This window comes from Halomonas sp. DP8Y7-1, from assembly GCF_019801685.1.
Taxonomy (GTDB): Bacteria; Pseudomonadota; Gammaproteobacteria; order Pseudomonadales; family Halomonadaceae; genus Halomonas; species Halomonas litopenaei_A.
Genome location: NZ_JAHVIN010000006.1, coordinates 10719 through 34954, shown reverse-complemented (window position 1 = coordinate 34954; position 24236 = coordinate 10719). Strand labels below are relative to the sequence as shown.

Sequence of the window (24236 nt, the reverse complement as noted above, 5' to 3'; positions counted from 1 at the left end):
AACGGCTTTGTGGTCGCCAACGATACCGACGTGGACCTCAACGATGCCGATCCCGACGTGCTGACGGTGGTTCAGGCAGGCGTCAGTGGCAGCACCCTGCAAGCGGTCAGCGACGACCCGACCCAACCCACCCGCATCCAGGGCAGCTACGGCACCCTGGTGATCGGGGCCGATGGTTCGGCGGAGTACCTGCTGGACAATGACAATGAAGAAGTCCAGGCACTCAGGCAGAGCACCGATAAGCTGGAAGACACTTTTGTCTATGTGATTCACGACCGCGCTGGCGTGTCGTCCCAGGCCACGGTCACCATCACCATCGAGGGCGCCAATGACGCTCCCGTGGGTGTCGATGATAACGCCGTGGCCATCGAAAAAGGCGGCGTCGCCAATGCCACCGGCGGACAGGATGGCACAGGCAATGTGCTCGACAACGATACCGACGTGGACGCCTTCGGTGAGACGAAAGTCGTCACCGGTATCCGTGAAGGCGACGATATCCTGGGCTCCTTCGAGGACGTCAGCGGCGCGACCGACATCGAGGGTGAGTACGGCATCCTGACCATCAACCCCGACGGCAGCTACTCCTACGTCATCGATGATGCTGATCCGGCTGTCGAGGCGCTGGCGAGCGGCGACACCCTGTCGGAGACCTTCACCTACCGGGTCACCGATGCCCTGGGCCTGGATGGCGCCGCGGTGCTGACCATCACCATTCGCGGCGCCCAGGACGCCCCCATCGCCACCGACAACAGCACCAGCGCTCAGGCGCCATCCACCGACGGGTCGACCGCGGCGGTGGACGGCCGCGGCAACCTGATCACTGACGATGACGGCGACGAAGTCGACAGTGACGTGGACACGGTCGACCAGGGCGCCCTGCGCGTGGCCGGGATTCGCGCGGGCAGCGAGAGCGCTGGCGGCAGCCTCAGCGTCGTCGGCAGCGCCGGTGCCAGCGTGAACGGCATGTACGGTCGCTTGATCGTTACCGCTGATGGCGGCTATCGCTACGTGGTCGATGGCGCCAACACCGCTGTCCAGGCTCTGGCCGTGGGCGACACCCTGAATGAGACCTTCACCTATCAGGTTCGTGACAGTGCGGGCAATACCGACCTGGCAGAGCTGGTGGTCACCGTGGTGGGTGCCAACGACCCGCCCACCCTGGTCGCCGACAAGGCCGTTGCGGTAGAAGCCGGCGGCACCGCCAATGGCACCCTGGGCACCGACCCCAGCGGCAACGTGCTAACCAACGACAGTGATGTCGACGGCCAGGCCATCACGGTCGATCAGGTGCGCTTCGCTACCACAACGGTGTCTGCCGGGCAGGCGCTGGCGGGTCGCTTCGGTACGCTGACGCTCAATAGCGACGGCAGTTACACCTACGTCGTCGACAATACCAACCCACAGGTGGAGGCCCTCAGGACCGCCAACGATACCCTCACCGACGTGTTCATCTACCGTGCGGTCGATCCGCTCGGCGCGACCACCTCGGCCCGCTTGACCATCACCATCGAGGGCCGCGACGACGCCCCGGTGGCGTCGAATAACATCGCCCTGGCGGTGGCCCGCAACGAGGACGGCAGCGCGCGCAACCCCAGCGGCAATGTGCTGACCAATGACAACGATATCGATGCCGGCGACCGGCTGGCGGTCAGCGGCGGCCGCCCTGGTAGCGAGGCGTCCGGCGGCAGCCTGGCGACCTTGAGCGGGGGCAGCGTGGTGCTGGTGGGCCAGTACGGCACCCTGACCCTGAACCGAGATGGCAGCTACCTGTACGAGGTGGACCAGAACAACGCCGAGATCCTCGGTCTCGGCCCGCTGGAGTTCCGCCGCGATATCTTCACCTATCAGGCCCGCGACCTGGCTGGCCTGACCGACCTGGCAGAGCTGACCGTCTTCGTGCGCGGCCAGAATCAGGCACCGGACCCGGTCGACGACAGCGGCCTGGCGGTGGAAGCCGGCGGTCGCGACAACGCCACGGCCGGTCAGGATGCGGTGGGCAACGTGCTGACCAACGATATCGACGTGGACGGTGATATCAATCTGGGCATCGACCTGCTGGGCCCCAACCTTAGCGTCACCGGTGTGGCGACGGGCGACGGCACCGAGGGCGCCCTGGGTAACGCCCTCAAGGGACGTTACGGCAGTCTGATCATGAATGCCGACGGCAGCTATCGCTATGCGGTCGACGACGATGATCCACGGGTCCAGGCCCTGCGTGTCAGCGGCCAGACCTTGAGTGAAAGCTTCACCTACGCCCTGACGGATCGCTGGGGAGGCGCCAGCAGTGCTGCCTTGACCATCACGATCGACGGTCGCAATGACGCCCCCACTGCCCGCGATGACGCCGGTCAGGCCATCGATACCGGAGGTGGGGCTGGCCGACCTGATGCCGTCGGGAATGTGCTGCCCAACGACGGCGACCCTGACGCCACGGCGAACGGCGAGACCCAGCGTGTCGCCTCGGTCTCCCAGCAAGGCGTATCGGCCCAGGCCGGCGAGCCGCTGCAGGGTCGCTACGGCACCCTGATCATCGAGGCCGATGGCAGCTATCGCTACTTCATTGATCGCACCAACCCCGAGGTGCTGCGGGCCAGCGGCCTTGGCCCGGTGCTTGAAGAGGCGTTTGTCTACACCCTGGTGGACCGCGCCGGAGCCACCGACACCGCGACCCTGACGCTAACCCTGGACATTGCGGCCCCCTACATCCCGATCAAGACCGGCGATATCGGGCCCCATTTTCAGCATCGCGAAGGCCTCACCCCCAGCACCCAGGGGCTCGGTGACCTGGATCCGGTGGTCTTTGTCACCCCAGAGGTCGAGCGTAACAATCGCGAGGTCACCGACTACCTGCGGCTGTCCCATGGTGGCCAGCCGCTGCTGGTGCGCCCCTTCGAGACGCGTATTGCATCCTTGGCAGAAGGCCTGGGCCAGGTTCAAGGCCAGTACGTGTCCTATGGCGTGGCGCTCAGTCGGGCCTTCGCCGAGCTCGACCAGATCAAGCTGCTGGGCCGACACGGCCGTACCGACCTCACCGCCGATGGACTGCTGGCCGATCCCTCGCTGTATGCCCCCACGCGAGAGCAGCTACTGGGCAATGCCGACGCTTCCTCTGCCACGGCCGCACCCTCTACCACGGCCACTGCCTCTGCCACCGGGGAAGCACAGCAAGCGCCCACCCCCGAACAACAGCGCTTCGACGGTCGCCCGCCGTTGCCCGAGGGAGCACAATGGCTGGCCGACACTCCCCTGGATAGCGACGCCACCGACAAGCGGCAGGAGGCCGCACCGGCGACCGCCAGTGGCTTCCGCCAGCAGCTGCTGGCCATGGCGGACACCACTGCGCCACTGCGCGGAGACCCGTAACAATGACAGTGTCACGACAAGGAAACGGCATGTACCGACTCACCCTCCCGGCGCTGGCGGTCACCGCCGGCCTGGGTCTCAGCGCCTGTGCAAACCTGGAGCCACAGCCCTACGACGCCGATCAGATCCGCCAGCGGGCGATCAGCGATCAGGCTCAGATGTATCGCTTGCAGGAGCCGCTGAACCAGCCGGTCACCTTCTATGAAGCCGCCGCCCGCGCGCTGAAGTACAACCTGGACTATCGCCTCAAGCTGATGGAAAGTGCGCTGGCGTCGAACCTGCGGGACGTATCGCGCCACGAGCTGCTGCCGCAGATCGTTGCCGAAGCCGGGTACAGCGACCGCAGCAACGATTCAGGGGGCACCTCCATCGGTATCGAGGATGGCGAAGAAAGCTTGCGCCCCTCGACCTCCGAGGAGCGCTACCGCTCTACCGCAGGTCTCGGATTGTCCTGGAGCCTGTTGGACTTCGGCCTGGCCTATTACGAGAACCAGCAGAAGGCCGATCAGATGCTGATGGCCGAGGAGCGTCGCCGCAAGGTCGCCCAGAATGTGCTGCGCGACGTGCGCAACGCCTACTGGCGAGCGCTGGCCGCCCAGCGCCTGATTCCCCAGTTGAACGTCCTGCTGGCGCGCACCGAGGTGGCCCTGGACGCCGCCCGCGAAGCCCAGCGGCAGGGACTGCTGCCCCGCCAGGAGGTGCTGGCCTACCAGCGAGCGCTGCTCGATTCCACCACCCTGCTGACTGCACGCCGCCAGGACCTGGAGCTGGCCAAGACCGAGCTGGCGGCGCTGATGTCGCTGCCTCCCGGCACTCGCCTGATCCTGGCCGACGAGCCAGAAATGCCGCTACCTCCCGAAGTCACCGACATCGAGCGTCTCGAGCAACTGGCGCTGCAGCACCGTCCTGAGATCATGGAAGAGTGGTATCGCAAGCGGGTCAACCAGAACGATCTGGAGGCGGCCAAGCTGCGCCTGTGGCCCAATATCACCGTCAGTGCTGGGGTGCAGTACGATTCCAACGACTACCTGTACAACAACGACTGGACCGAGACCGGCGTCAACGTCTCGCTGAATCTGTTGAAGCTGCTGTCCTACCCGGATCTGGACAATGCCCAGCAAACCCAGGGCGGTGTCGATGACCTCAGGCGTACCGCGCTGTCCATGGCCGTGCTGACCCAGGTTCGCGTTGGCGCCCTGCGCTACCACCTGGCCCGCGAAGAACTCCAGTACAGCGACGAAAGCCTGGACGTAGACGAGGATCTGCTGGCCTACGCCAAGGCAGCCGCCAGTTCATCCATCGGCTCCGAACTGGAGGTTATCCGCGCCGAGAGCCGCTACCTGCTGTCCCAGTACCAGCGTGAAGCCGCCTATTCCCGTGCCCAGGCGGCCTGGGGACGGTTGTTCAACTCGGTAGGACTGGACGTGATGCCCGAGACCATCGCCCAGCATGACATTCAGACCCTGGCGCGAGAGATCGAGAACACCATGACCACCCATGAGCGCCAGGGCATCATTGCGCCCCATCCAGGGCAACCCGCGCCGACCACCCCGGGGCCGACCCTCGAGCCGCGTCCGGAGCCCGCTGTCGACGGCCAGGGAGGTGCCAAAGATGCGGTATAGACGACATCCCTCGCGGCTGTCAGCGCTCATCACCACGGCCCTGTTGGCGAGTACCACCGTCAGCGGCGCCTGGGCCCAGTCCAGTGACAATCAGGGCGCCATGCGCGCCCTGCTCGCGCCTCACACCGATGCCACCCTGTCCAGCCAGATGGAAGGTACCCTGTCTGAGCTGCCGGTTAGCCTGGGTGTCCAGGTCGCTGAGGGCGATACCCTGGCCCGCTTTGACTGTCGGATTGAGCAGGCCAGAGTCAACGTGGCCAATACCGAGCTGGGCGTGGCCCGGCTCAACAGCCAGGCCAAGGACCGCCTGCGGCGACTGGACGCGGTGGGTGATCTCGAGGTGGCGCTGGCCCGCGCCGAGGTGGAGAAGGCCCAGAGCACCCTCAACCTGGCCGCCGCACAGCGCGATCGCTGCACCTTGACCGCGCCGTTCAGCGGTCGCATCGCGGCGGTGCATGTGAAGCCGTTCCAGACCATGTCGGCAGGCACACCGATTCTGGACCTGGTCGCCGACGGGCCGCTCAAGGTACGCCTTAACGCTCCGTCCTCGAGCCTGGCCTCGCTCAGCGTCGGCCAGCCGTTGACCCTCAACATCAGCGAGACCGGCAAGCGCTACGCCGCTACTCTCAGCGCCATCAATGCCCGGATCGATGCTGTCGCCCAGACCGTCGAGCTGGAGGCCGAGCTTGACCAGGCCCACCCGGAACTGGTGGCGGGCATGACCGGGCGAGCCCTGCTGGACGCCCTCGACGCGAACATTCCTGACCAGAGCACCCTCGACCAGAGCACCCTCGACCAGAGCCCCCTCGATCAAAGCACCCAGGAAAGCACTACTCCCGAGCCACAGGATAACCCATGAGTGCCAGCGAGACGCCTCGACCTGCGTCGCTTCCGGCATTGGTCCTGGCTCTGCGCGACCGCGCCATGACCGCCGCGACGCGCACGGAGTTAGCCTTTTCCATCGCCAACGACAGCTACCCCCTGCTGCGCTTTCGCCAGGCGCTGGTGGTGGAGCGGCGCAGCGCCAGCAAGGTACAAGTCCATTGCGTATCGGGGCTGGCCACACCGAAGGAGCGCACGCCTTTTCTCAACTGGGTCGAGACACTGGGCGTGTGGCTCGACCAGCATAATTCGCCCAGTGAGGCCAGGCTGCTGCTGCGCGAGCAGCTGGACCTTCCTTCATCGCTGGCAGAGGGCTGGGCCCAGTGGTGGCCTGAGGTGCTGTGGCTGGTGCCATTGAGCCCCGCCGACCCTGCCACCTCGCGAGGACCTGCAGGTCGCGCCTGGGCGCTGTTTCTGCTCGAGCAGGCCCCGCCTGAACCGCTGCGGCCACAGCTGGCCGGGCTCGCCCACAGCTGGCGCTACTGCTGGCAAGCATTGGCGCCGCGCCGACGGGCGCTGCGCCTGCCAAGGCGGCGTCTGTGGTGGCTGGTGCTGCTGGCGGTGGTGGCCATCCTGCTGCTGCCAGTACGCCTGTCCGCGCTGGCACCGGCCGAGATCATCTCCCTCGACAGTACCGCCATTACCAGTCCGCTGGATGGGGTGGTCGCTGACATGCTGGTGGAGCCCAACCAGGCCGTCGAGGCCGGCACGCCTCTGCTGCGCCTGGACCGCAGCGAGCTGGAGAGTCGCGCAGAAGTGCTCAGACGCCAGCTTGACGTCGCCAGCGCCGAGCTCGATGCCGCCGGCAACCTGGCCTTCGATGATCGGAGCCGACTGGCTGACATGACCCGTTTACGCGGGCAACAGGCTCAGCGCCAGGCCGAGCTGACAGCCATCGAGGCCCGCCTCGAACGCACCCTTGTCGTTGCCCCCGCAGCGGGGGTCGCCGTCTACTCTGACCGCGACGATTGGGAGGGACGCCCGGTCACCACCGGCGAGCGCATCTTGCGTCTGGCAGACCCCGCTCAGCCGGCGGTAGAGATCCAGCTGGCGGCGGCCGATGCCATCGCGCTGACGCCGGGTGCCGAGGTCACCGTATTCCTGAGTGCCCAGCCGCTGACACCGCTCAAGGCGACGCTGACACGCACCAGCTACGCCACCCAGCCGGACGCCGACGGCATCGATGCCTACCGACTGCTGGCGCGTCTCGACGACGCCGACGCCACACCGGCGCGCCTGGGCTTGCACGGCACGGCCAAGGTCTATGGTGAACGCGTCAGCCTGGGTTACTACCTGCTGAGGCGGCCGCTGGCCACCCTGCGGGCCTGGACCGGGTGGTAGTCATGCACCCATCGCCGCCCTTCAGCGGAGCCGCCCCAGCCGGAACGCCATCGGCCGCAGCGGTGACGCTAGACACCACCGCGCCGAGCCTGTCGGCTGCAGATCCTCGCGAGCACCAGCCGGTGCCACCCCTGCGCGACGATCTGCAGCTGCACGAAGCTGGCCGAGACGCCCAGGGCGAGCCACAGTGGTCGATCCAGGACCCCGTCACCAATCGCTTCTATCGCATCGGTTGGCTGGAGTTCGAATGCCTGACTCGCTGGGGCCACAGCCCTCGTCGTCTCTGCGATGAGATCGACGCCGCCACCGCGCTCTCGCCCGAGGTAGGCGATATCCTGGCGCTGGTCGATTTCCTGGATCACCATCGTTTGCTGCGGGCGACGGCGGAGGTCAGCCAACGCCTCGCCCAGCAGGCGCAACGCGGCGCCGCCTGGCAAAGCCTGTCCTGGTGGTTGCATCATTACCTGTTCTTTCGCCTGCCGCTGGTGCGCCCACAGCATTTCCTGGAGGCCATGGTAGGACGGCTGCCGTGGCTGTTCACCCAAGCCATGGTCGGCGCCGTGCTTATCCTGAGCCTGATCGGGCTGATCCTGGTGATCAAGCGCTGGGACCTGTTCACCCATGCGGTGATGGACGCCTTTTCCTTCTCCGGTATCGTCAGCTTCGCCCTGGCCCTGGTGGTGGCCAAGGCCTGTCACGAGCTCGGCCACGCCCTGGTCGCGACCCGCTTGGGGGTCAGGGTGGCGCATATGGGGGTCGCCTTCATTGTGCTTTGGCCGATGCTCTATACCGATACCGGCGAGAGCTGGAAGCTCAGGCGCAGTCGCTCGCGTCTGGCGATCTCATCGGCGGGCATGCTGGTGGAACTGGGCCTGGCCGGTGTTGCCACCCTCGGCTGGGTGCTGACCGAGCCCGGCCCACTCAACAGCGCGCTACTGTATCTGGCGACCACCAGCTGGGTGCTGTCACTGGCGATCAATGCCAGCCCGTTCATGCGCTTCGACGGATATTTCGTACTGTCCGACCTGCTCGACTTTCCCAACTTGCACGAGCGCGCCGGAGGCCAGGCCAGGACCTGGCTACGACGCCGGCTGCTGGGTCTGTCCGAAGACTGGCCGGAGCCGTTCATGCCCCACCAGCGCCGCGCCCTGATCCTGTTCGCCTTCGCCACCTGGATCTATCGTCTGCTGCTGTTCCTGGGGATTGCGCTGGCGGTCTATCATCTGTTCTTCAAGGCTCTGGGCATTGCCCTTTTCGCCGTGGAAATTGCCTGGTTTATCCTGATGCCCGTGTCTCGCGAACTCTCTCACTGGTGGGCGTCTCGCCGCGCCGTCCCTCGCCGCCATCGCCTCGGCTGGCTGTTGGCGCTGGCGCTGGCCGTCGTGCTGGTTTGCCTGCCCTGGCAGACTCGCGTCAGCGGTCCCGGACTGCTTCACGCCGAGCACGAACTGACCGTGTATTCCCCCTTTCCCGCTCGCCTGGAGCGCCTTATGACGGAAGGTGCTGTCAGCCAGGGCACCGCGCTGGCCAGCCTGGTGGAGCCGGATATCCAGCACCAGCTACGCTCCAGTGAACAGGCCATGGCCTGGCTGGATGCCGAACTGGCCGGCCTGCTCGCCGCCGACGACGGGCTCGACCGCGACGCCGCAACCCTGGCCCAGCGCCGCGTCAACGAGAGTCATCAGGCAGCCGCCAGCCAAGAGCTGTCTCGCCTCACCCTGCGGGCACCGTTCAGCGGCGTGTGGCAGCGCCAAGACCTCGAACAGGCGCAGGGACAGTGGGTCGCCCCCCAGCAGCCGCTGGGCCTGCTGCTGGATCCTTCCCGCTGGCTCGTCGATGCCTACCTGCCCCAGGATGATGCCCACCGGCTGACTCCTGGCGCCAAGGTGCGGATCTTTGCCGAAGGACAGCTCACGCCACTCGAGGGAGAGCTGGTCAGTGTCGGGGCAACCCGCGCCACGGAACTCGCCCATCCGTCTCTGGCGGCCCGCCATGGGGGACCGCTGAGCACTCAACCCGCCACTGACCAGACCCAGGACACCCTGCGCCTGGCCGATGGCCGGGTGGCGGTAAAGGTGCGCCTGCTGTCTCCCTGGCCCGAGGCCAGGCGCAGCCGGGCTCAGGTCCACGTCGACGCCGAACGAGAGAGCCTGGCCGGCCAGTTCTTCACCTGGCTTGCGGCGGTGGTGATTCGCGAGAGTGGATTCTAGGCACGGAGAAGCCCCTCCGCCCTTCGTCGACATTGTCACTATGTTGTACATTCGCTAGGATCAGCAGCACATTTGCCAGGAGTCACCCTGTGGCCGTCACATCCCGCACCACCCCCAAGCGCCCCAGCGTGGCAGACTACCTGGCCGAAGCGATTTTCTCGGGCCAGTATCGACCCGGAGATTTCGTGCCCAAGGAAGTCGATCTGGCCGAGCAGTTCGCCTTGAACCGCTCAGCGGTTCGCAGCGATATTCGTCAGCTGGTCGACGTCGGCATCATCGAGCGCATCTCAGGTCACGGTTCCAAGGTGCGTAGCGTCGAGGAGTGGAACATCCTCGATCCGCTGGTCACCGACTGGATGACCCGCTACGCCTCGCCGAGCCCCGAGATCCAGCGCGAGATCCTGAGCTTCCGCCTGGACGTGGAGCCCTATGTGGCGATGACCGCGGCCAAGCGCGCCACTGCCCGGGATCTGGTCGCGATCGAGGAGGCCTTCGAGGGCATGGAACGGGCCATGCATGCCGCGGAAGGTGATGCCAAACGGCTGCACAGCGACCATGACATCGCCTTCCACGTGGCCATCTTCAAGGCCACCCGCAATATCGTATGGTCCCAGCTGTCGCACATCCTGCGGCCATCGATCTACCTGCTGATCGAATCCTCCAACGAGAGTGCCAGCGACCCCGAGGCCAGCCTCGAGCGCCACCGCGAATTGATGGAAGCGATTCGTGCACGCAAGCCCCACGCCGCCTTCCGTGCCGCCCAGGCAGTGCTGGCCGGCACCGCTGACGCCCTTGGCATCCAGCCGGGCGACAGCGTACTGGGCAGCGATCAGGAACCTCCCCCGCTAGACTGAGCACATGCCCCGGCCCTGGCCAGGCCTCTCCATGCTAAGCTGGCAAGCGGTCGCGGCACGCTGCCAAACCCGGCAGCACCGCTTCGTCAAAAGGATCTTTGACATGGCCTCGGTCTACGATTTGAAGCCCCGCTTTCAGCGGCTCCTGCGCCCGCTGGTACGCCGCCTGCAGGGTCGCGGCGTCAGCGCCAACCAGGTGACGTTAATCGCCGCCCTGCTGTCGCTGCTGGTGGCGGGCATGGTTGCCCTGACGGCGGCGGAGCCTGACGCCTCGCGGGGCTGGTTCCTGCTGATCGCGCTATGGCTGCCGCTGCGCATGGCCTTCAACGCGGTGGACGGCATGCTGGCCCGGGAACACCACCAGCAGACGCGCCTGGGAGCCTACCTCAACGAGCTCTGCGATGTTGTCTCCGACGCCGCCCTGTTCGTCCCCTTCGCCCTTCTCCCCAACGCCCATCCGCTGCCGGTGCTGGTGGCCCTGGTGATGGCCTTGATCGTGGAATACGCCGGTGTCATGGGGCCGCTGGTGGGCGCCAGCCGCCGCTACGATGGCCCCATGGGCAAGAGTGATCGGGCGCTGGTCATCGGCCTGCTTGCCCTGGCCATCGCCCTGGGGCTCACCTCCCCCTGGGTGGTGGCCGCCGTCTTCTGGCTGATGAGCGCGCTGATGCTGGTATCGCTCAGCCACCGGGTGCGCCGCGGAATCGCCGAGGCAAACGCCGGCGAAGCTGATAAGCGTCAGGCAGATGACTGTCAGGGCGATGACCGTAAAGGCAATGACCGTATAGGCAGTGACCGTCAAGGTCATGCCCAATGAGCCGCCCCGCACAGTCCCATGCCTTTGTCGCCCATGATGGCCAGCGCATCGCCTACCGCCATTGGCCAGCGACCGGCGACGTGCCCAAGGGCGCGGTGCTGCTGTTTCACAGGGGCCACGAGCACGGCGGGCGTATGGCACACCTGGTCGAGGAGCTCGAGCTGCCGGATCTGGCGTTCTTTGCCTGGGACGCCCGCGGTCACGGCCTGTCCGATGGCGAGCGGGGCGACGCCCCCGACTTTGCTACCTACGCACGAGATGTGCAGAGCCTAGTCGAGCATATCGAGAACCAGCACGGCACCCCGGTGGCCGATCTGCTGGTGGTCGCCCAGAGCGTGGGCGCGGTGGTCGCCACCTGCTGGCTGCACGACTACGCTCCCCCGGTGCGCGGCGCGATCCTCGCAGCCCCCGCCTTTCGGGTGAAGCTGTATGTGCCCCTGGCGCTTCCCGCGCTGCGCCTGGCGACCCGCTTTCGCGACAGGGTCTTCGTCAAGAGCTATGTTCGCTCAAGCCTGCTTACCCACGATCTGGAACGTCGCCGAGGCTACGACAGTGATCCCCTGATCAGCCGCCAGATTTCGGCACGCATCCTGATCGGGCTGCGCGACACCTCCGATCGCCTGGTCGCCGATGCCGCCACCATCGACACCCCGATCCAGCTGCTGCTGTCGGGTCGCGATGTGGTGGTCGAGCGCAAGGTTCAACAACGCTTCTTCGCCCGCCTGCCCCATCCGGACAAGGAGTGTCACCGCTTCGAGGGGTTTTTCCACGATACCCTGGGTGAGCGGGATCGCCACTTGGCCCTGGCGCCGATGCAGCGCTTCATTCGCCGCCAGTTCAGCCGCCCGTCACAGGCCCTTGGCCGGCTGGACGCCGATCTCGGCGGCAACGGCTGCGCCGAGGCGGAGGCCCTCGCTCGACCGCTGCCCAAGAGCGGGATCAAGCAGCGCTACTGGCAGCTGCTGCGCAAGGCGCTGCAGCAAGGCGCAAGGCTATCGAACAGCCTCAAGGTCGGCGTCGACCACGGCTTCGACTCAGGCTCGATGCTCGACCAGGTCTATCGCAACCGTCCGGATAGCCCGAGCCGACTGGGCCGGCTGATCGATCGGGTGTACCTGAACGCCATCGGCTGGCGTGGCATCCGGCAGCGACGTATCCATCTGGAGGCGCTGATCGAGCATGCCGTCCGGGAGCTGCGCCACAACGGCCAGCAGGTCCACCTGGTGGATATCGCGGCAGGTCACGGGCGCTACATCCTGTCGGCCCTGGCGGCCCTGGCAAACGCGTCCGAGGCGCCAGATAGCGTCCTGCTGCGGGACTACAGCGCCACCAATGTCGCGGCCGGCCAGGCGCTGATCAAGGAAATGATCCCATCTCAGCCCCTGGCCCAACGGGTCCGCTTCGAGGCTGGCGACGCCTTCGACCGCGCCAGTCTGGCCAGCCTGACCCCCGCCCCGACCCTGGCGGTGGTATCGGGTCTGTACGAGCTGTACCCAGATAACGCCAGGGTGCGAGCCTCCCTCAGCGGTCTTGCCGAGGCCATGGCGCCGGGGGCGCTGCTGGTGGTGACCAACCAGCCCTGGCACCCGCAGCTGTCCTTCATTGCCCGGGCGCTGTCTTCCCACCGGGACGGAGAGCCCTGGGTCATGCGCTGTCGTAGCCAGGTCGAAATGCGCCAGCTGCTGGCCGCCTGCGGCTTTGCCATCGTCACCCAGCGGATCGATCCCTGGGGCATCTTCTCGGTCATCCTGGCGCGCCGGATATCGCCATGAACGCCCCACATTGTCAGAGGGCTCCCAGCGGCTGGGGCCTGCGTGTCAGAGCCGGCCTGTGGCTGTTGCTGCTGGGTGTCGTGTTCTTCTCGAGCTACGCCCTCACCAACCACCTCAGCGCTTTGCGCGCGCCGTTGCCCAGCATCATGTTCGACTGGGAACGGGGAATCCCGCTCTTGCCCTGGACCATCGTGCCCTACTGGTCCATCGATCTGATGTATGCCGCGGGCGTGCTGCTGTTGCCTCAAGATCGCCGCCAGCTCAGCTCTCTGGTGCGACGCCTGCTGACGGTGCAGGCCCTGTGCGTGCTGGGCTTTCTGGCCTGCCCGCTGACCTTCAGTCTCCAGCGGCCACCCCTGGAGGGGGTCTTTGGCACCCTGTTCGATGTGCTGATGAGCTTTGATCAGCCCTACAACCAGGCGCCGTCGCTGCACATCGCCCTGCTGGTCGTGCTCTGGCACGCCTACGCCCAACGCCTGGGGAGCACCGCCTGGCGCTGGCTGCTGCACGGCTGGTGCGCGCTGATCGGCCTGTCGGTGCTGACCACCTGGCAGCACCACTTCATCGATGTGCCCACGGGGGCACTCGTCGGCGCCATCAGCCTGTGGCTATGGCCAACCCGCGGCGCGTCTCCCCTGCAACGGGCAAGGCTCAGCCATGACCGGACCCGTCGACGCCTGGCGGCACGCTACGCCGTAGGCGCGGGCGCGATCGCTGCGCTGGCGGTCCTGCTCGGCTCGGGTACGCTGGGCATAGGTACGCTGGGAACGGGTACGCTAGAAACGGGTACGCTAGGCGGTTGGGCATGGTGGCTAGGGTGGCCGGCGCTGTCGCTCTCGCTGGTGGCCCTCAACTACCTGTGGCTGGGCGTGGCAGGCTTTCAGAAGGACAATGATGGCCGGCTGTCGCTGGCGGCGCGCCTGTTACTGGCGCCTTATCTGGTCGGCGCCTGGATCAACTCACGGCTGTGGACCCGGCGGCGGCCCCATCCCGACGAGGTCTGCGATGGGGTCTTTATTGGCCGCCTACCGCTGCGGCAGATGCCCGCTGCCGACATGGCGCTGGTCGATCTGTGTGCTGAACTGTCGGCGCCCACACAGCGACGGGCCTACACCCCTGTGGCAGTACTTGACCTGACCGTGGCCTCGGCTGTCGAGCTGCGCCGGGCGGCCGAGGCCATCGAACAGCATCGCCACCACGGACCGGTGCTGGTGTGCTGCGCCCTGGGGGTATCGCGCAGCGCCAGCGCCGTGGCCGCCTGGTTGCTCCTCAGCGGTCGGGCGGCCAGCGTCGATGACGCTATCTCGATCGTCAGGGGGGCCCGTCCCATCTGCGTGCTGCGAGCCCCCCACCGGCAAGCGATCAAGGCGCTGGTCGAGCAGGTCGACGAGACACCATGGCCGGCAGTCACAAATGAAGACGAAGAGGAAGACGGTGCTGGCCTACGCGAGCCGATCACCAGGCGGTGAGACGGATCGTCAGATCTCCACGTCCACCTCCTGCTGGATATTCAGCACCGCGTGATTCGCTCCTTCGTAGACGTTAAATACCACGCCGTCACGCTCCACCGTCGCATCGGTCGCCGACCACTGCTCGCCCACCAGACTGACGCGATCCTGGGCATCACCGAAGATGAACAGCTCCTCGCCTCCGGCCACGTCGAGCACATCCTGAGCGCTGAGGGTTAGGCTGTGGTCCTGACCGATGACGCCCAGATCCACTGCCTCGACGTTTTGCACCCTGGAGACATCCAGCGGCTCATCCAGACGCAGCCTGACCACATCGAAGCCATCGAGCCCGTCGATGTTCACGCCACTGTAGAGCAGGATATCGTCTCCGGTCGTCGCCGCTGCGCTGCGAATATCCAGTAGCGCCTGGGTCTGAAAGACCGGGGAGACGTCGTTGCCATCCACGCTCATCAGGCTGATATCCAGCATCACACTGCCGTTGGTCGCCTTCTGCACCAGCGACAGACCGTTCACCTGGCGCGCCCCCAGGCCCTCCAGGGTATAGCGATCAAGCTCGGCGTCGTAGGCAGCGGACAGCAGACTGTCGGCGGCGAAGAACGAGGCATGTGGCCCTAGCCCCTCTAGCGTGAGCGTGACCGTCTCGGAACCATCCCGGTCCAGCACGGCAACATTCAAATTCAGGGGAATACGCTCGCCCTCGTCGCCGAAACTGAGCAGCGGCTCGGCACTGACCCGATCGGCCACGGGCTGCACCGAGGTCGTAAAGGACTCACGACTGATGAACGTATCCTCACCAAGACTCGCGATCGCCGTCAGCGACAGCTGATCTGCCCCCACCAGTTCACCACTCCAGTGAGCAGGCGGCATGAGGCCGACAAAGCCGGGCAAGATGCCGTCTTCGCCCAGGATCCACCAGCCTCCCTGCCCAATGGCACTGACAGGACGGGCCGACGCCGCCGAATCCCCGGCCACCACCACCCAGCCATCAGGCACATTCTCGACCAGCACGGCGGCAAGACTCTGGTTCGGGTCCAGCAAGGTCACCGTCAGCCCTTCCAGGACAATCAGCGTGTCCTCCTCCCCGCTCAGGTCGGCAATACGGATCTCGGGGGGAGGCGGCGGCACATCGCCCACCGTGCTTGCGCTTAGCTCGACCACATTGTCGGCACCGGTTTCCCTCACCCCCCCCTCCACCGTCAGCCTCACCTGTCCCCAGGTGCCCCGGGCAGGTTGATAGACAAGCTTCAGGGGAGCCTCCAGGCTCACCTCATCAAGGCGAAAGCGTCCATCGTCCTGGGCGATCAGCTCGTGCCCGTTGAACCACAGCGTGCCACCGGGGGTGCGCTGTCCGCTGGCATCCCTGACCTGATCCTCCTGCAGGCTGAGGTACAGCTGACGTCCATCGATCTCCCCGTGGGGCGCATCGTCAGGAGTGGCCACGACAAGGGAGAACTCGATGCTCTGGGCGTCCTCGGCCACTGCGGCCACCAACTGCGTCTCGATGGCATCGGTGACCGGCGACACCGGCGGCGCCAAGGCCAGGCTTGCTGAGCTAAGCCGCCCGGAGGGGGAACGAACGGTCAGACTGGCATCGACGCTGAACATGGCGTTGTTATCGTTGCTGTTCGGCGGCGCGGTCAGCGTGATCGATGCCAGCAGTTCATCCAGGGCATTCGGGCCGCTGTTGGGCACGCTGGCAAACCACACCTGTTGCCCGCCGACGTTGCTTAGTTGCATACCCGTCACCAGGGTCTCCTCGGGCAGCCCCGAGAGCGTGAGGGTCAGGGTGCTGTCAGCGGTAGCACCAAAGACCCGGCCGCCGACCAGCTCGCTGAGCGACGCCTGCGTATCTTCACTCAGCGCCGCGCCCCGGTCCTCCCAGTCGATGCTGACCTGGCCCCCGCCGATGCCCCCTCCACCTGCACCCAGGGTCGTCAGCGACCATTCGGTGCTGGCACTCTGCAGCGCTACCTCGATGCCGGCATCCTGGGTCACCGCCGTGATGGTGATCGGCTGAGCCTGGTCATCGTCGTGCAGGCCGCCTTCAAGCACCGTGAAGACCAGTTCATGGGTCAGCTCGGCGCCCTGGAAACTCTGGGAGGATGGCAGCAGCACCTTCCAATGCCCGCCGCTGTCGGTGCCGGCTCCCGGCAACACACCGACGAACTCGGCGCCTTCCACCACCACGCCTTCGGGCACCCCCGCCACCAGCAACTCCACCAATGACTCGCTGCCATCCTCATCGGCCAGGCCAGCGGCATTGGCATCCAGGGATTGGCCCACCCTCAGCGTGATCCGGACGCTATCCCCAGTCGCCGCCGTGACCTGGGTAGCGCTGATATCGGCCTGACTTCCTGCGCTATTGGCAATCGCCGCGATGTTGATGGTGGGCAGGTCGGTGATGGCCTGGAAGGCAATATGATGGATGGCGTCGATCGGTGCGGAGGTGGTGTTTGCCACGTTACCCTCGAAGCCGTCATTGGGGCTGTCGGTGATCTGATAGCGCACCCGGATGTCGACTCCCGCATCGCCCAGGTTGGGGTCTCCCAGCACACGCACGCTGTCCCAGGCGCCGTTGATCAGCTTGATGTAGTCGCCTTCGTCGATAACGTCTGGCCCCTCCAGACCGAGCACGGTCAGCGGTGCCGCCGCCAGGTCGGCCGCATTCAGCCATACCGCCGAGATGACTTCGTTGAGATCATCGTTCTGGGGCAGCAGCCCAAGATCCAGCAGCCCTGCCACATCTTCCACCAGCAGCGATGTGGTCTGCAGCAGCGCCTCGGGGCTCGGGGTCACCTCGAAGGCGACGACCTCGACCACCTCCCGCGCGTTGCCGTCGTTCTCGGTCACCACCGACATCACCTGCAACTCGACGCGACCGCTGAAGTTGGCGGGGCCGTCGATGGTGATACCCGCCAACGAGGTGGCCACCCACACCCGCTGTTCTCCCAGCGTTCCAGGCGCCGTGAGCTCGACCGCCCCGGCCAGCGCAAAGTCAGCGCTCAGTCCGGTGATGCGGTAGGCCAGGGACTCGGAGTCGTCACGGTCGCCACTGGTGACCTGAATCAGGTCAGCCAGCACCGTCAACTGTGCACCGTCATCCAGCAGTCGTTCCGGCTGGCTGACCACCTGGGTGTCGATGTTCGGCCTGTCGGCCACTCCCCCCACCACCACCAGGATCGTCTGCGGATCGCCGATAAATTCGTCGACCCCGCCGCCAAAGGTGTCGACGCTGGTGGGCGTTACCTGAATCGAGAAGTTCTCGTTGCTGTCGGGTGGCGGCGTCAGCGTCAGCGGGCGCAGACTGTCGAAGTCGTCGATGACATACAGACCATCGCTGCCCCTGGCCACCACCTCGCCATCGTAGTGCAGCACCGCGCCTTGCGGCACGCCGGAAAAGGAAAGTCGGTAGGTCTCGGTGGGATCATCGCTCTGGGGGAACAGATCCAGCGCCACGGCCACATCTTCCGCCGTCGCCACCACAGGCTCAAAGCCCAGTGACACGCGGTCGGCCTGGGGATCGTCCACCACGATGCCCTGCAACAGCGCCTCCCCCGAGACCGCGGTATCCAGATTGCCCTCGGCATCACGATCCACCGTTTTCGCCTGCACCCTCAGCTGGAAGGTGCCCTTGCGATTCTCCGGAGCGCGAAATTCCAGCGACGAGAGAAACGCCACCGGGACCTCCACAGGACGGCCATCGAAGCTCACCTCCACCCACTGGCCCGCCCCGTCGAGATAGCGAAAGCTCGACCCTTCCAGTCCCCCCGGTTGGCCCGCCACCCGCTCCGGCGTCAGCAGGGCGAAGGTTTCCTCGGACCCATCAGCGTCTTGATTCGACCAGCCCTGGGCCAGGTCGAAATCCGCGTTGGTCAAGGCAAACCAGCCATCCTCGGCGACGGCATCGTCCGGCCCGTACACATGCCCTGCCGTCATGGTCAGATCGGGCAGCCCATCCTGGTCGGTGTCGCCCGCCCCCCCTGGCACAGGTGCGCCCACCGCCGAGGCGATCACCTCCGCCTTGGGGGATATGCTGGGCTTGAGCTCCAGCAGCGTGACCGATGAGCTCGCTACGTCGGTGCCATGGATGCTGGCGACATCGCGGATGCCTACCTCGATCCCGATGGTCGGATCCGTGCTGTCGTGGGCAGGGCCAAGCAGGCTGTACTGACGGAAGTCATCACTCTCAACGTCCGTCGCGGGCAGGCTGAAGCCGTCGACGCCGTTGCCGGTGTGTACCAGAACGCCCCGGGCATCGAAGATCTTCCAGCCAGAGGGCAGGGACGTGAGTCGTATCGAGGTGATCGATTCGCTGGAAATGGAGCCACCAGCGTCGCTGCCATCGTTGTCACCCAGCCGCAGCCCGCTGAGGAAGGCAAAGGCCTGGTCCTCGATACCGCTTGCGGCAAGCGTCGGGGTGTCGACCACCGGCAATACCACCAGGTCGAGGCTGACGCTGTCCTGCTGTTGGGCAATCGCTCCGGCGGGGCCATCGGCGTCGGTATCCTGTCCCACCAGGGTGACGATGACGTCTTCGATGACTCCGCTGAAGTCCGGCGGAGGCGTCACGCTGATGCTGGGAAAACCGCCGATAGCGCTACTCAATCCAGGAGCCGTGATGCTCACTTCGCCGCTATTGCCCCCAGTACCGTCCCCGACGGTGATGCGGCGGCTGTCATCGACCACCACCACGCTGCCTGGCGGTAGCCCCTGAATCAGCAGCGCGCGCACTTCGCTGCCATCCAGATCGCCAAAGGCCGCCTTGAGACGTGCGCTCAGATCGAGGCTTCCATCTTCATCGATCGTGAATTCACGATGGTCGGTGCCGTCATCAAAGGTCAGCGTCACGCCATCCGTCACTGACTTGACCCCTACGTCAACCTTGACGCTGGTCGTCGCCCCGGCAACTCCCGCCAGGGGGGCGCCGGCATCATCGACCTCGAAGCTGGTGGCCGCCAGCGTCAACGAGAGATTCCCGCCATCGTGCTCCGCTGGCAGCACTTTCAAGCTCTCGAACTGCGCAGCGGTCAGCACCACATCGACGTCGGTATCTGCCAACGTGGACAGGTGCGTCCCCCCCTGGATCTTGATCGAGATCCCGCGCCCATCCACTCCCAGGATGTCATCGGCGCCGTCAACCAGCAGCCTGGCACCCTGGGGTAGCCCCGACAGGGTGATCGCTCCCAGCCGTTCCGGAGAGTCAGCATCCGAGGAACCATTGAGGTCTCGATCATCCGTCGGAACCGGTAGCGTAAGGCCAAGGGCCACCGCGCTATCCTCGTCGGTCACCACACTGACCGCCTCCAGTGAGGGCGCATCCGCCACCGGTATGACCGTGACGTCGACGTCTACCGCGGTCACCCGACCACCTTCTGTGAAGGTGTAGCTGAAGCGGTCTGCACCACTGTAGTGACGATCAGGGGTGTAGGTGATCCTGCCGTCTGCATCGATCGTGACCGCACCAAATTGCGGGGCCGCACTGATCGACAGCGTCCCTCCGGTGGCGTTGGCCTGGGTGAACAGCGTCTGGCTGCCATCTTCAACCACCGTCAGTTCAACGTCGCTTGCGATGATGTCATTGACCACGCTGACAGTGACACTATCCACCTCCCTGTCACCGTCGCTGTCGACCACCTGGAAGGGAAGATCGATCGCCAGCGTGTCTTGCGCCGCGGTGTGATCCAGGGGCTGTCTCAGCGTAAAGAGGTAGCGCCCCTCGGGATGCGCGCTGTCCGGCGACGTCAAGGTGACGGTAAACACCTCAAAGACGGCCCCATTGCCGTCGTCCGCCAGCGCTGTCACCTGGCGGTTGGCGTCCGACAGGCCATAGCTCAACGCTTGGCCACTCGAGGTCAGGTTGAGTGCTTCCAGTGCCGCCAGCGTATCGCCGGTGAAGCTCGCCTGGGTGCTGTCCTGGGCCACACTGATATCCAGGCTTTCCGACACCACCTGCCTGGCGCTGTCAGGCGCTGTACCAGACGGCAGGTGGCGCTCCTCGAGACGGCCGTCGACCGGCTCGCCAATGCTGTGATGGGTATCGTTCACCACGATGGTCTGCAAGGCAGCGGTGGCAAGGCTTCCATCGCCATCCACCAGGAGGTAGTGAAAATCATCGTGGAGGATATCGCCGCTATCATCGGCGGTGGGTGGCGGATGAGCGGCGCTGTCCACCGGCTGGTAGCTCCAGCGGCCTTCGCTGTCGACGCTCAGGTGCCCATAGCGTGTGTCGACGCTTACGCTGCTGCCCGCCTCGATATCAGCCCGTGCGTCGTTGCCTTGACGATCCAGGTAGAGAATACCGGCAACTCGTGCTTGATCAGCACCCTCGACGTCATTGCCAAGCACGTTCGCGCCAACACGTAGCGCCTCGCCCTCGACGGTCACCAGTGGTGCGCCGCTGGTAGCGGAGGGGGTATCGTCGGTGATCAGAATATCAAGCACATCCTGGCGACTGTCTCCTGACCCATCCACCACGGTCAGCGCCAGGGAGTCCAGTACCTCTCCTGCGGAGTGATCAACGGCCGCCGTCAGCTCGTAGCGATAAGAGAGCTGGCCAGCGGACGCATCGTAGCCGGTGATGAATAGCCGCCCGTGGTTCATATCAATCACGATGGGATCACTGACACTGGCCGCGTTCAGTTGCGCTGGGGTCTGGGTCTGTGTCTGGGTCTGGCTGCCGAAAATCACCCTCGCCAGGTCATCCACCGCTCCCGACCCCAGCGATATCACGCCGTCGGTTCGATGGCTGCCATCTGCCAGGGATCCACTGTCGAGACCCGCTTCACTGACACTGTTGTCCCCCGATACGGTGGGACCGTTGTCATCACCGATCACCAGCCCAGGACTATCGTTGAGCACCCTGATGGTCTGGTCGACCCCCGCCACCAGCCGCTCATAGCCGCCACCTTCGAGCGCGACGATACCCACCGTCCAAGCGGAACTGCTCTCGGTGCTGGCGCCCGCTCCCAGCGCTTCGCTGTGGTTTGGCGCCTGCAGGGTGACGGTAGCGCTGGTGGTGTTCTCGGCAATCAGCACCGATGTGCCATCACTCAAGGTGATCTGCAAGGGGCCGCCACGGGGGGCGTCGTTGACGCTGAGAGTCACTTCCACGGCCCCGCCTTCGGCGACCTGGTCAGGCAGACGCAGTGACACCAGGGTGCTATCCAGGGTGTCATCGACCAGGGTGGTGACGCTGGCGGTATCGACTACCAGGGTTTCGAGGCTGCCTGGGCTGCCAGCCTGGTCCTGTTCAGCCGCGAGGATGCGATTGACGATCGTACCAGCGTCCACGTACACATCGTCCGCGGGCGCCGCCACGCTCAGCGAGACTGTGGCCTGGCCCGGAGCCAGCGTCAGCGTTTCGCCATTGGCCAGGGTGACGTTGATCGCCGTTGTCGCGGCGCGCAGCTGGCCCTCGGCATCGCGCAACTCCAGGCTGTAGGTAATGGTTCCCCCTTCGTCCACCCGCGGGCTGGCCGTGAGCAGCAAGTGACGTGGATCGCTATCGTCGGTGACCACGGCACTGGCGGTACCGCTGGTATCGACCCGATCAAAGCCCGTGGGGGACACCGCGGTCAGACGAATGATCTGATCGTTACTGCCTTGAATCACGTCATCGTCGTCACGACTGGCCACCTGGGTGCTGCCCTGCTGCTGGCCTTCGACAATGGTGATAGTCGAACCATCATTCAGCGTCAGCACGACGTCACGATCCAGGACATTGTCGATAGTGGCGGTCACGGTGATGGGCTCGCCCTCGATCACTGGCCCGCTGGCGCTGAGCGTGATGCCCAACACCACCGGCGCAGTATCACTGGCGCTGGCGGTATTGCCTGCCGCATCCACCACCGTCGCCGCGACAAGGACATCAGTCTGGCCCGCGGGCACGGGCACGCCGAGCTCAATCCCTTCGGCCAGATCAACCTCGGTCACGGGACGCCTCAGCAGCAGCGTGCCGTTGCCATCGACCACGCTAAGGATATCGCCCACAGCGGTCTGGGCGGTCAGCGCTATCGTCGCCGTGACCTGACCATCACCCCCAATCTCACCCTGGCTGAAGGCCCCGTCGTCACCGTGACCTGTCAGCGCGACCTCGACTCCAGGCACTTGAGCCTCCACCGCCTTGCTGTCCTGGTCGCGGCCGCGATTGCCGGAGGGATCCGTCACGCTGGCGGTCACGCTGACGCTGTCGCTACCGGGGATGACCGGCACCGTGACCTCGACACCATTGATCAGGTCCAGCGCCGTGACGGTGCGTTCAAGCAGCAGCTCTCCCTGTGCATCGGTGACTTCGAGTCTGTCGCCCACCTCGGTTCCAGGACCCAGCGTGACCACCGCCACCACGCTGTTGTCGCTGCCGATCTCACGCTGGTTATAGATCCCGTCCTCGCCGGCACCCAGCAGGGTCACCGTCAGCGTGGGTGCCTGCAGGTCAAGGGGCCTGGCGTCACTGTCACTGGCGGTGTCACCGTCGGCCGCCAGCAGGGTCGCTTGAACACTGACGTCAGACACGCCGCCGGTGGGCACTTCGAGCTCCAGCCCACCAGCAATGTCAACCGCGGTCAGCAGTCGATCCAGCAGCACCCGGCCGACACCATCGGCCACCAGCAGGCGATCGCCCACCGCAGCGTCCCCGCCCAGCACCACCCTGGCGGTCACACTATTGTCCGCACCAATCTCGCTCTGCGAGTAGACGCCTTCAGGCCCCGACCCCAGGAGGGTCACGCTGACGCTGGGTAGCGGATCGACCGGGGCGCCATCAAGACCTATCGCACCATCGATGCCTATCGCACCATCGGGGATCGTCTCGTCATCATCAGTCGTCGCTTGATCGAACGAAAAGGCTAGCGGGTCCACCGCCTCGACGATGCGCAAAAGACGCACGAAGGGGTGCCCCTCATTCCCTGCGCCCACGCTGAGCCCTGGACCGCTGGCCGGCGGTTCGGACTCAAGATTCGCCAACAGCGCGTCAAGGGTATCGCTGTCGATCACCACGTCTGCCACCCCTGCGGACTCCGCCAACTGACCACTAGCAGCGCCAGCACTAAATTCATCGCTGTCGCCAACAGCGTCAACGCTTTCCGCGGCTTGCACATCGACGCTTGGCGGCCGCGGTTCATCCTCTATTCCAGTGTGGTCTGGCGAGCCCTGCACATCCCTGTTGGCCGCGTCGCCCAATGCCTCGACACTGGACAACAGCGCCAGCATCTTGGCCACTTCCAGTCTGTCACTCGGATCCACCGCCCACCTCAGCGTGGGGGCATCTTCCAGCACCAGGGTCGAAGGAGTACTTGCCGAAAGCACACTCGACGTCGACACCCATTCCCCTGATGTCAAACGATGGGGCTGTCCTGACTCATCGCGGACCCAGATCTCACCGTTGACTTCGACAATTCTTCCCAAGGCACCCATGACGCCCCTCCTGCAAAGGGAAAGCCCGTCCCACCTCTGTCGCCCGACCGCGCGCTTCGCCTCCCCACCACTGCGTCACTAGCAACAGTCGAAGAAGGCATTGCGCCACTGGCCGGCCTTTGCAACGGCGATCAACGCCTTATAAGGACCACATCGCGAAGTGATAAGAAGTGACAACGATGGAGGAATAGCCGAGAAAAGCGCCAGCAGCGCCATCGACCATTGCCTCGACCGAAGATCCGTGCAGGACCCCTTCTGTACGACGTTGACTGTGTTGCATAAGGCCTTGAGCGATAGACAAGATCGGATTTCGATAAATAACGAGGGACGTCAACGCGATAGTTTAGGATTGTTATAGGCGTTGACCCTCGACTCACTCGCAGGCGTAGGGGCACGTCATTGACCTGATATAATGAAGCACCATCATCTAAGTCATGAGAAATAACAACATACTGCGAGTATGAAATGCCTCACCAAAAAAATAAGAGAGCTGCA

Annotated in this window: 10 protein-coding genes; 9 read left to right on the top strand and 1 reads right to left on the bottom strand. The window is 65.4% G+C overall.

The window, feature by feature from the left end; genetic code table 11:
* Positions 1–30: 30 nt before the first annotated feature.
* The 9 genes from KUV41_RS19640 (at position 31) to KUV41_RS09370 (ending at position 14330) form a co-directional block, all read left to right on the top strand.
* On the top strand, positions 31–3363 hold the full coding sequence (locus tag KUV41_RS19640) for a VCBS domain-containing protein (RefSeq protein ID WP_222485802.1): 3333 nt from the start codon (positions 31–33) through the stop codon (positions 3361–3363).
* 29 nt (positions 3364–3392) lie between these two features.
* Positions 3393–4985 carry a TolC family protein gene (locus KUV41_RS09405; protein WP_222485801.1) on the top strand — a complete coding sequence of 531 codons (1593 nt, stop codon included), beginning with the start codon at positions 3393–3395 and terminating at the stop codon, positions 4983–4985.
* Positions 4975–5844, top strand: a complete 870-nt coding sequence (locus tag KUV41_RS09400; RefSeq protein WP_222485800.1) for an efflux RND transporter periplasmic adaptor subunit — start codon at positions 4975–4977, stop codon at positions 5842–5844. Before KUV41_RS09405 ends, KUV41_RS09400 begins: the two co-directional genes overlap by 11 nt.
* Complete coding sequence (locus tag KUV41_RS09395) at positions 5841–7208, top strand: efflux RND transporter periplasmic adaptor subunit (protein ID WP_222485799.1); 1368 nt, start codon at positions 5841–5843, stop codon at positions 7206–7208. Before KUV41_RS09400 ends, KUV41_RS09395 begins: the two co-directional genes overlap by 4 nt.
* A 2-nt stretch (positions 7209–7210) precedes the next feature.
* Positions 7211–9418: an HlyD family efflux transporter periplasmic adaptor subunit gene (locus tag KUV41_RS09390; RefSeq protein ID WP_222485798.1), complete on the top strand. Its 2208-nt coding sequence runs from the start codon at positions 7211–7213 to the stop codon at positions 9416–9418.
* Between the two features lie 89 nt (positions 9419–9507).
* Positions 9508–10272 carry a FadR/GntR family transcriptional regulator gene (locus KUV41_RS09385; RefSeq protein ID WP_222485797.1) on the top strand — a complete coding sequence of 255 codons (765 nt, stop codon included), beginning with the start codon at positions 9508–9510 and terminating at the stop codon, positions 10270–10272.
* A 103-nt stretch (positions 10273–10375) separates the two neighbouring features.
* Positions 10376–11089: a CDP-alcohol phosphatidyltransferase family protein gene (locus KUV41_RS09380; protein ID WP_222485796.1), complete on the top strand. Its 714-nt coding sequence runs from the start codon at positions 10376–10378 to the stop codon at positions 11087–11089.
* Complete coding sequence (locus KUV41_RS09375) at positions 11086–12861, top strand: bifunctional alpha/beta hydrolase/class I SAM-dependent methyltransferase (RefSeq protein WP_222485795.1); 1776 nt, start codon at positions 11086–11088, stop codon at positions 12859–12861. Before KUV41_RS09380 ends, KUV41_RS09375 begins: the two co-directional genes overlap by 4 nt.
* Complete coding sequence (locus KUV41_RS09370; protein ID WP_222485794.1) at positions 12858–14330, top strand: phosphatase PAP2/dual specificity phosphatase family protein; 1473 nt, start codon at positions 12858–12860, stop codon at positions 14328–14330. Before KUV41_RS09375 ends, KUV41_RS09370 begins: the two co-directional genes overlap by 4 nt.
* 9 nt (positions 14331–14339) lie before the next feature.
* Here KUV41_RS09370 and KUV41_RS09365 read toward each other — a convergent pair whose 3' ends face one another.
* Positions 14340–23741 carry an immunoglobulin-like domain-containing protein gene (locus KUV41_RS09365; protein ID WP_222485793.1) on the bottom strand — a complete coding sequence of 3134 codons (9402 nt, stop codon included), beginning with the start codon at positions 23739–23741 and terminating at the stop codon, positions 14340–14342.
* Positions 23742–24236: the final 495 nt, after the last annotated feature.

Excerpts from the sequence above, each read along its gene's own strand:
- KUV41_RS09380 (WP_222485796.1), top strand. The coding sequence starts at position 10,376 with ATGGCCTCGGTCTACGATTTGAAGCCCCGCTTTCAGCGGCTCCTGCGC.
- KUV41_RS09405 (WP_222485801.1), top strand. The coding sequence starts at position 3,393 with ATGTACCGACTCACCCTCCCGGCGCTGGCGGTCACCGCCGGCCTGGGT.
- KUV41_RS09375 (WP_222485795.1), top strand. The coding sequence starts at position 11,086 with ATGAGCCGCCCCGCACAGTCCCATGCCTTTGTCGCCCATGATGGCCAG.
- KUV41_RS09390 (WP_222485798.1), top strand. The coding sequence starts at position 7,211 with ATGCACCCATCGCCGCCCTTCAGCGGAGCCGCCCCAGCCGGAACGCCA.
- KUV41_RS09365 (WP_222485793.1), bottom strand. The coding sequence starts at position 23,741 with ATGGGTGCCTTGGGAAGAATTGTCGAAGTCAACGGTGAGATCTGGGTC.
- KUV41_RS09370 (WP_222485794.1), top strand. The coding sequence starts at position 12,858 with ATGAACGCCCCACATTGTCAGAGGGCTCCCAGCGGCTGGGGCCTGCGT.
- KUV41_RS09400 (WP_222485800.1), top strand. The coding sequence starts at position 4,975 with ATGCGGTATAGACGACATCCCTCGCGGCTGTCAGCGCTCATCACCACG.
- KUV41_RS09395 (WP_222485799.1), top strand. The coding sequence starts at position 5,841 with ATGAGTGCCAGCGAGACGCCTCGACCTGCGTCGCTTCCGGCATTGGTC.